This window comes from Tardiphaga sp., from assembly GCF_025356345.1.
Classification (GTDB): Bacteria; Pseudomonadota; Alphaproteobacteria; order Rhizobiales; family Xanthobacteraceae; genus Tardiphaga.
Genome location: NZ_JANXTC010000344.1, coordinates 1 through 7,859, shown reverse-complemented (window position 1 = coordinate 7,859; position 7,859 = coordinate 1). Strand labels below are relative to the sequence as shown.

Annotated in this window: 9 protein-coding genes; all 9 read left to right on the top strand. The window is 62.9% G+C overall.

Features of this window, described 5'->3' with window-relative positions; translation table 11 throughout:
- Window positions 1-243, top strand: a 243-nt coding sequence (locus tag Q0S16_RS21005) for a KOW motif-containing protein (RefSeq protein ID WP_295852552.1), incomplete at its 5' end; no start/stop codon positions are given.
- Between the two features lie 184 nt (window positions 244-427).
- A complete protein-coding gene (gene rplK, locus Q0S16_RS21000) occupies window positions 428-856 on the top strand; it encodes a 50S ribosomal protein L11 (protein ID WP_295852549.1) in 429 nt (142 codons plus the stop codon).
- A 5-nt stretch (window positions 857-861) separates the two neighbouring features.
- Window positions 862-1,554 (top strand): 50S ribosomal protein L1, encoded by a 693-nt coding sequence (gene rplA, locus Q0S16_RS20995; protein ID WP_295852545.1) that lies wholly within the window; start codon window positions 862-864, stop codon window positions 1,552-1,554.
- A gap of 107 nt (window positions 1,555-1,661) precedes the next feature.
- The gene (locus Q0S16_RS20990; RefSeq protein WP_295852542.1) at window positions 1,662-2,612 is read left to right on the top strand and encodes a 2-hydroxyacid dehydrogenase; all 951 of its coding nucleotides are present in this window, start codon (window positions 1,662-1,664) and stop codon (window positions 2,610-2,612) included.
- Between the two features lie 178 nt (window positions 2,613-2,790).
- Complete coding sequence (locus Q0S16_RS20985) at window positions 2,791-3,255, top strand: 2Fe-2S iron-sulfur cluster-binding protein (protein ID WP_295852539.1); 465 nt, start codon at window positions 2,791-2,793, stop codon at window positions 3,253-3,255.
- A gap of 3 nt (window positions 3,256-3,258) precedes the next feature.
- Complete coding sequence (locus tag Q0S16_RS20980) at window positions 3,259-5,433, top strand: xanthine dehydrogenase family protein molybdopterin-binding subunit (protein ID WP_295852536.1); 2,175 nt, start codon at window positions 3,259-3,261, stop codon at window positions 5,431-5,433.
- Window positions 5,430-6,080 carry an Isoquinoline 1-oxidoreductase subunit gene (locus tag Q0S16_RS20975; RefSeq protein ID WP_295852533.1) on the top strand — a complete coding sequence of 217 codons (651 nt, stop codon included), beginning with the start codon at window positions 5,430-5,432 and terminating at the stop codon, window positions 6,078-6,080. The genes Q0S16_RS20980 and Q0S16_RS20975 overlap by 4 nt, the downstream gene beginning before the upstream one ends.
- 366 nt (window positions 6,081-6,446) lie before the next feature.
- Window positions 6,447-7,493 (top strand): ABC transporter substrate-binding protein, encoded by a 1,047-nt coding sequence (locus Q0S16_RS20970; RefSeq protein WP_295852531.1) that lies wholly within the window; start codon window positions 6,447-6,449, stop codon window positions 7,491-7,493.
- Window positions 7,494-7,567: 74 nt separating this feature from the next.
- Window positions 7,568-7,859 (top strand): ATP-binding cassette domain-containing protein (locus tag Q0S16_RS20965; protein ID WP_366517852.1); only part of this gene is annotated, 292 nt, incomplete at its 3' end.

Genomic DNA, 7,859 nt, shown 5'->3' with positions numbered 1-7,859 from the left:
CCGCTGCGCCAGGGCGAAGTGGACCGCATCCTCAACCAGGTTACCGAGGGCGCCGAGCATCCCAAGTCCACCATTACGTTCGAAATTGGCGAGCAGGTGCGCGTCGCGGACGGTCCTTTCACCTCCTTCACCGGCACGGTGGAAGAAGTGGACGAGGATCGCAGCCGCGTGAAGGTCGCGGTGTCGATCTTCGGCCGCGCCACCCCCGTCGAACTGGAATTCGGTCAGGTCGAGAAGGTCTGACCGAAAGCGCGAAGCGCGTCTTCGTGTAAGCTAAGCGCGAAGCGCGTCTTCGCGTAACGCAAGCGCGAGGTTTGTCATCGCGTAAACTAGGACGTGGGAGGAAGAGGGCGGTGGCCAACCGCTCTTGATCCGAACCACGAAACCTGAAACCGCCGGCCCCGGCCGGCACAACAGGAGTGATTAAATGGCAAAGAAAGTGACCGGATACCTGAAATTGCAGGTGCCGGCCGGTGCGGCGAATCCTTCGCCCCCGATCGGACCCGCGCTTGGTCAGCGCGGCCTCAACATCATGGAATTCTGCAAGGCGTTCAACGCGCAGACGCAGAAGATTGAAAAAGCGACGCCAATCCCGGTCGTGATCACGATCTACGCCGATCGTTCGTTCACCTTCGAGCTGAAGACGCCGCCGATGTCCTTCTTCATCAAGAAGGCCGCTGATCTCAAGTCGGGCTCCAAACTGCCCGGCCGTGACAAGGCCGGCTCGGTGACCAAGGCGCAGGTGCGCGAAATCGCCGAAGCGAAGATGAAAGATCTGAATTGCGACACCATTGAAGCAGCCATGAAGATGGTTGAGGGCTCTGCCCGTTCGATGGGCGTCGAGGTCGCGGGGTAAAGATCATGGCAATTGGAAAACGTTTGAAGATCGCCCGTGAGGGCATCGATCGTGAGAAGCTCTACACGATCACCGACGCGATCAAGATGATCAAGGAACGCGCCAAGTCGAAGTTCGACGAGACCATCGAAATCTCGATGAATCTCGGCGTCGATCCGCGTCACGCCGACCAGATGGTTCGTGGCGTGGTGTCGTTGCCGAATGGCAGCGGCCGTACCCTGCGCGTCGGCGTGTTCGCCCGCGGCGCCAAGGCCGATGAAGCCCGTGCCGCTGGCGCCGACGTCGTCGGTGCCGAGGACCTGGTTGAAAAGGTCCAGGCCGGCGAGATCAACTTCGATCGTTGTATCGCTACCCCCGACATGATGCCGCTGGTCGGTCGCCTTGGTAAGGTGCTCGGTCCGCGCGGCATGATGCCGAACCCGAAGATCGGCACCGTGACCATGGACGTCACGTCGGCGGTCAAGGGCGCCAAGGGCGGTTCGGTCGAGTTCCGCGTCGAGAAGGCCGGCATCGTGCAGGCCGGCATCGGCAAGGCCTCGTTCTCGGAAGAGAAGCTGGTCGAAAACATCAAGGCACTCGCCGACGCCGTCGCCAAGGCGAAGCCGGCCGGTTCCAAGGGCACCTATGTGCAGCGCGTCGCCGTGTCCTCGACCATGGGCCCGGGCATCAAGGTTGAACCGAGCACCGTGCTCGTCTAAGGCTTTTTGAACGGCTTGCGTCAAAGCTTGCGACACATCAGGGGCGGAATCGGGCAACCGGTTTCGCCCCTTTTATTTTGTGGTTTGAAATCAACAGGATCGCTTCGATGGCTGACACAGTTCTGATCTATTCGCGCTTCCCCAAATCCCTGATGGCGCGGATCGGTGATCGATTCGACCTGATCGATGCCGCCGGCAAGCCGCCGGCTGAAACCTTCTCGCCCGAGCAGCTCAAACATGTGCGGACGCTGATCACCGCCGGCGGTCAGTCGCTGAAAAGCGACGTGATGGACATGATGCCGTCGCTCGGCGCCATCATCTGCTACGGCACCGGCTATGATGGCGTCGACTTCAAGGCTGCCGCCGAGCGCAACATCATTGTCGGCAACAGCCCGGGCGCCAACGCGGCGTCGGTGGCCGATCTGGCGCTGACCTTGATGCTGGCGGTGACGCGACGAATCCTGCCGGCCGACCAGTATCTGCGCGAGGGCGGTTGGTCCTCCGCCAAACCGTCGCCGCTGATGAGCCCCCAGGCCGGCAATCCCGGTCGCAAGATTGGCGTCTATGGCATGGGCGAGATCGGTCGCAAGATCGCCTCGCGCGCCGCCGCCTTCGAGACCGACGTCGCCTATCACAGCCGCAGCCGGCATGACGTGCCGTATCGCTATATCGATACGCTTGCCGGCCTGGTGGAATGGTGCGACGTGCTGATGATCGCGGTGCGTGCCGGCCCGGATACCCAGCACATTATCGGTGCCGACCTGCTCAGCAAACTCGGCCCCCAGGGCTATGTGGTCAACATCTCGCGCGGCTCGGTCATTGACCAGGAAGCGCTGGTGGCGGCGCTCGCCGGCAAGACCATCGCCGGCGCCGGTCTCGACGTGTTCGAGAAGGAGCCGCAGGCGCCGGACGCGTTGACCGCCTTCCCGAATGTGGTGCTGACGCCGCATATCGGCGGCCACACGCTGGACTCGCACGGCGCGATGCAGGACTGCGTGATCGCCAATCTGACGGCCTATTACGCCGGTCAGAAGCTGCCCTATCCGGTCGTTGTCTAATATCGATCGGCGGCCGCTCGCACCTGGTGTAGCGGCCCCCGTTTCGCAAGGCGGAAATTGGTTCCGCGGCGCGACAAAAATATGTGAGTGTGCGAAATTGGAATGTCGATGTAGATATCCTTGGTGTTTTAGAAGCAATCGAATGTAGGCGTACATTCGACCACCAGGGACAACAGCGATGGCTGCGTTCGCGCTCAAGATCAACGGTCAGACCCACCAGGTGGATGTCGACCCCAATACCCCCTTACTATGGGCCATTCGGGATGGCGCCGGTCTGACCGGGACCAAATATGGTTGCGGTGTCGCGCAATGCGGCGCCTGCACAGTCTATGTCGATGGCCAGACGGTGCGCTCCTGTTCGCTGCCGGTGTCGGCGGTCGGCAGCAGCGAAGTGACCACGATCGAAGGCCTCGACAGCAAGGAAGCGAAAGCCGTCCAGAAGGCCTGGGTGGCGCTCGACGTGCCGCAATGCGGCTACTGTCAGTCCGGCCAGATCATGAGCGCGACCGCGCTGCTCAATCTCAATCCGACGCCCAATGACCGCGACATCGATCTGGCCATGAATGGCAACATCTGTCGCTGCGCTACCTATGTCCGAATTCGCGCCGCCATCCATGGCGCCGCCAAGACGCTGGAGGGTTGAGCCATGACCATTCATGACAAGACCACGACCGCGCTGTCCCGCCGCTCGATCCTGAAGGCCGGCGCCGGTCTCGCGATCGGCGCCTATATCGCCCGTGGCGGCAAGGCGTTCGCCCAGGCTCCCGCCGCGCCCGCCTACAATATCGCGCCGAACACCTTCGTCCTGATCAAGCCCGATAACACCGTCACCGTGCTGTGCAAGGGCATCGAGTTCGGGCAGGGCCAGTGGACCGGCATGGCGACCCTGGTCGCCGAGGAGCTCGACGCCGACTGGTCGCAGATGCGCGCCGACCATGCGCCGTCGAATCCGGCGCTCTACAAGAACCTTGCTTTCGGCGTGCAGGGCACCGGCGGCTCCAGCGCCGTCGCCAATTCCTATGTGCAGATGCGCCAGGTCGGCGCCGCCGCGCGGCAATTGCTGGTCGCAGCTGCCGCTGAAAGCTGGAAGTTGCCGGCCGGGGAGATCACCGTCGAGAACGGCGTCATCAGGCATGCGTCCGGCAAGGAAGGCCGGTTCGGCGAGTTCGCCGACCAGGCGATGCGGATGCCGGTCCCGACCGATCCGAAGCTGAAGGACCCCTCGACCTTCAAGCTGATCGGCTCGGAAGGCATCGTGAAGCGCCTCGACAGCGTCGAGAAGACCAACGGCAAGGCGCTGTTCACGCTCGATATCCACGAGCCCGACATGCTGACGGTGGTGATCGCGCGTTCGCCGAAATTCGGCGGCACGGTGAAATCGTTCGATGCGACCGCGGCGAAGGCGATTGCCGGCGTGGTTGACGTCAAGCAGGTGCCGACCGGGGTGGCGGTCTACGCCAAGGGATTCTGGCCCGCCAAGACCGGCCGCGATGCGCTGAAAATCGTCTGGGACGACAGCAAGGCGGAGACCCGGGGGTCGGAGCAGTTGCTCAATGAATTCCGCACGTTGTCGAAAACCGCTGGCAAGGTGGTGAAGGCCGAGGGCGATTTCGACGGATCGATGGCCAAGGGTGGCCGCGTCGTCGAGGTCGAATATGTGTTTCCCTATCTGGCGCATGCGGCGATGGAGCCTCTCAATGGCTACATCAAATGGGAGGGCGACACCGCCTATGCCCGCTATGGCTGCCAGTTTCCCACCCCGGACCATGCCGAGATTGCCAAGACGCTCGGCATTGGCATGGACAAGGTCAAACTCGACGTGATTCTGGCGGGCGGCAGCTTTGGCCGCCGCGCCCAGCAAACCACCCATGTCGCGCGCGAACTGGCCGAAGTCGCCAAGGCGATGGGACCGGGCAAGCCGATCAAGCTGGTCTGGACCCGCGAGGACGACATGCGCGGCGGTTACTATCGTCCGTACAGCATCCACCGCATGCGCGGCGCGGTGCGTGACGGCAAGATCGAAGCGTGGAGCGACACCATCGTTGGCCAGTCGATCATGAAGGGCACCGCCTTCGAGGCGATGACGTTCAAGGATGGCCTGGACTCGACCGCCTATGAGGGATCGAACGAGATCCCCTACGAGGTCGCCAATTTCAAGATGGACATGCACCAGGTCGAGGTTGGCGTGCCGGTGCTGTGGTGGCGGTCGGTCGGGCACACCCATACCGGCTACGCCGTCGAAGCCTTTGTCGACGAGTTGCTGGAAGCGGCCGGCAAGGACCCGGTCGAGGGCCGGCTCGAACTGATGGCGAAAAAGCCGCGCCATGCCGGCGTGCTGAAGGCGGTTGCCGAACTGGCCGACTGGAAGAACGCCAAGGTGCCGGAAGGCCGCGCCCGCGGCGTGGCGGTAGTGGAAAGCTTCAACACCTTCGTGGCGCAGGTCGTCGAGCTGTCGATGACCGAGGACGGCCCCAAGGTGCATAAGGTTTGGTGCGCGGTGGATTGCGGCGTTGCCGTCAACCCCGACATCATCCGGGCGCAGATGGAGGGCGGCATCGGATTCGGCCTCGGCCACATCCTCTACGCCGAGCAGAAGCTTGATGCCGGCGTCCCCGTCGCCGGCAATTTCGACAGTTACCGCTCGCTGCGGATCAATGAAATGCCGGAGATCGAGGTCGTGATCGTGAAATCGACCGAGAAGCCCAGCGGCGTCGGCGAACCCGGCGTCCCGCCTTTGGGACCGGCGGTGGCCAATGCGATGGCGAAGCTGGGACTGGGGCGGCCCCGACAGCTGCCGATCGTGCCGGGAGCGTCGGCATGAGCCTGTTCAGGAATGCGATGCTGGCGCTGGCCGCCGGCACCCTCGCGGCTGGCGTGCTGGCTTTCGCGGATCCTGGCTTTCGCGAAGCCGATGCGGCGACGCCGCCGGTCGTCAATGCGACCCGGCTGCAGCCGATCTCGGCCTTTGCCAAGATCAAGAGCAAGAACGAGCGCTCCGCCGCGCTGTTCCAGGAAGTCGGCAAGGTGATCCAGTCGCCGCGCTGCATGAACTGCCATCCGGCGACCGAGCGACCGACCCAGACCGACAAGATGCGTCCGCACGTCCCGCTGGTGGTGCGCGGCGAGGGCGGCGTCGGCGCCGCCGGCGGTCTGGCCTGCGCTACCTGCCACCATGAGGCCAATTTCGACGCCGCCAACGTGCCCGGCAATCCGAAATGGGCGCTGGCACCGGCCGAGATGGCCTGGCAAGGCAAGACGCTCGGCCAGATCTGCGTCCAGATCAAGGACAAGAACCGCAATGGCGGCAAGGACATGGCCGCGCTGGTGAAGCATATGGCGGAGGACGAGCTGGTCGGCTGGGGCTGGAACCCCGGCGGCAACCGGACGCCCGCGCCCGGCACGCAAAAACAGTTCGGCGAGCTGTTCAAGGCCTGGGCAGATTCGGGCGCGGTGTGTCCCAAGGGGTAGTGGCGGACGACCGGTTGGCGACATCATCACCGTCCGGACCGGCCCGCGACTGACACGCCTGGTCAACGCCCGTCAGCCGAACGATCCACCTGCGAGTTGATACTTGAGAGACCGAGCCGCGGATGCGCTGCCCGGTCTCCTCGTTTTCGGATTCGGCGCCTGTCGAACATGACGGCGGTGAACATCTGCAATCATCACGCGTGTTGATGAAGTTGTTACCTCGCCACGAGGTCGAATTGGCGACGCTTTGTTCAACCAGATAATTCTTGAGCAAGTTCTGTCGCTTCTTTCAACTTGCAGCAAGCGCAATGCGCGGCTTAACTTTTCCTCACAATTTGTCGAAACAGTCGTCAGGAGTGTTGAGTCATGACCGATCGCCTGCGTCGTTATGCCAGCCTGCAAAACATGGCGTTGAGTCGTCGCCGCTTCCTGGCCGCATCGGCAGCCATGGCCGCGGGCGTCAGTGCTTCTTCGCTAACCGGCCTGACAAGCGCCCGCGCGGCGACGTTGAAGACCGTGCGCTTCAGCGAAGCCGTGCATAACCTCGGCTACATCAATCTCTATGTCGGCATCCACGCCGGCATTTTCGAAAAGAATGGCCTCGACATGAAGGTGAGCGCCGCCGGCGGCGATACCCAGACATTTGCGGCCGTGCTGGGCGGGTCGGCCGACTTTGCCATTGGCGATGCGACGATGGCGCAGATTTCCCGCGAGAATGGCGGTCCGGGCGTGGTGGTCGGAACGGTGGTGCAGCGCGCGCATTATTTCGGCGTGTCGAAGACGCTGCAGCCGATCATCGATCCGAAAGGCTTCAAGGGATTGAAGATCGTGACGTCACCTGAGCCCAACACCAATTACAGCGTCGCCAAGCGGTTGATCGAGTCGGCCGGCCTCAAGCTCGGCACCGACGCCACGATTGTGCCGGTAAGCCCTGGTACGGAGATCGCGGCGATGCTGGCGGGCCAGGCGGATATCGCCATTGCCTATCAGCCTGGCGTCGCCGCGGCAGAGGCTCAGGGCGCCAAGGTGGTGTTCGATTTTTCCAGCTATATCGGACCGTTCTGCAATACGGGCATCATGGTGCTTCCATCGACCATCCAGAAAGATCCGGCGATGGTGCAGGCGCTGGTCACTTCGTTTGAAGAAGCCTCGCGCAAGACCTATTCCGATCCGGCGTTCGCCAAGCAGGTGGCCCGCAAGGAATTTCCGGATCTGCCGGGCGAGGTCGTCGACGGCGCCATTGATGCGGAGCTCAAATATCTGATCCCGGCGCAATCGGTTGTGACCAAGGCGGATCAGTGGAAGAACTTGATGGATATGCAGGTCTATCTCGGCAACGCCAAGGGCAGCATCCCGTTCGATCAGATCATCGATAACTCGTTCGCTGAAAAGGCAGTCGCCAGTCTCAAATGATCGGACTTGCACCTGTCCAGCGCGGTGGGGTCACAGGGCCCGGCCCTGACGGCGTCGCAGTCCCGCCCTTGGTCGTGGAAAATGTTTCGAAGAGCTACGAGGTCGGCGGCGCTCTCGTTCCGGTGATCGGGGATCTCAGCCTGTCGCTCCGCGAAGGGGAGATCGTCAGCATTGTCGGCCCGTCCGGTTGCGGCAAGACAACTTTGCTGAATACGCTGTGCGGCCTGCTGGCGCCGGATTCCGGGTGCATTCGCTGGCATGGGCGCGAGATTGCCGGCCAGCCGCAGAATGTCGGCTACATGCTGCAGAAGGATCTGCTGCTGCCATGGCGAACCGCACTCGGCAACACCATGCTCGGCCTCGAGA

Coding starts and splice junctions, on each gene's coding strand:
- rplK (WP_295852549.1), top strand. CDS start 428: ATGGCAAAGAAAGTGACCGGATACCTGAAATTGCAGGTGCCGGCCGGT.
- rplA (WP_295852545.1), top strand. CDS start 862: ATGGCAATTGGAAAACGTTTGAAGATCGCCCGTGAGGGCATCGATCGT.
- Q0S16_RS20990 (WP_295852542.1), top strand. CDS start 1,662: ATGGCTGACACAGTTCTGATCTATTCGCGCTTCCCCAAATCCCTGATG.
- Q0S16_RS20985 (WP_295852539.1), top strand. CDS start 2,791: ATGGCTGCGTTCGCGCTCAAGATCAACGGTCAGACCCACCAGGTGGAT.
- Q0S16_RS20980 (WP_295852536.1), top strand. CDS start 3,259: ATGACCATTCATGACAAGACCACGACCGCGCTGTCCCGCCGCTCGATC.
- Q0S16_RS20975 (WP_295852533.1), top strand. CDS start 5,430: ATGAGCCTGTTCAGGAATGCGATGCTGGCGCTGGCCGCCGGCACCCTC.
- Q0S16_RS20970 (WP_295852531.1), top strand. CDS start 6,447: ATGACCGATCGCCTGCGTCGTTATGCCAGCCTGCAAAACATGGCGTTG.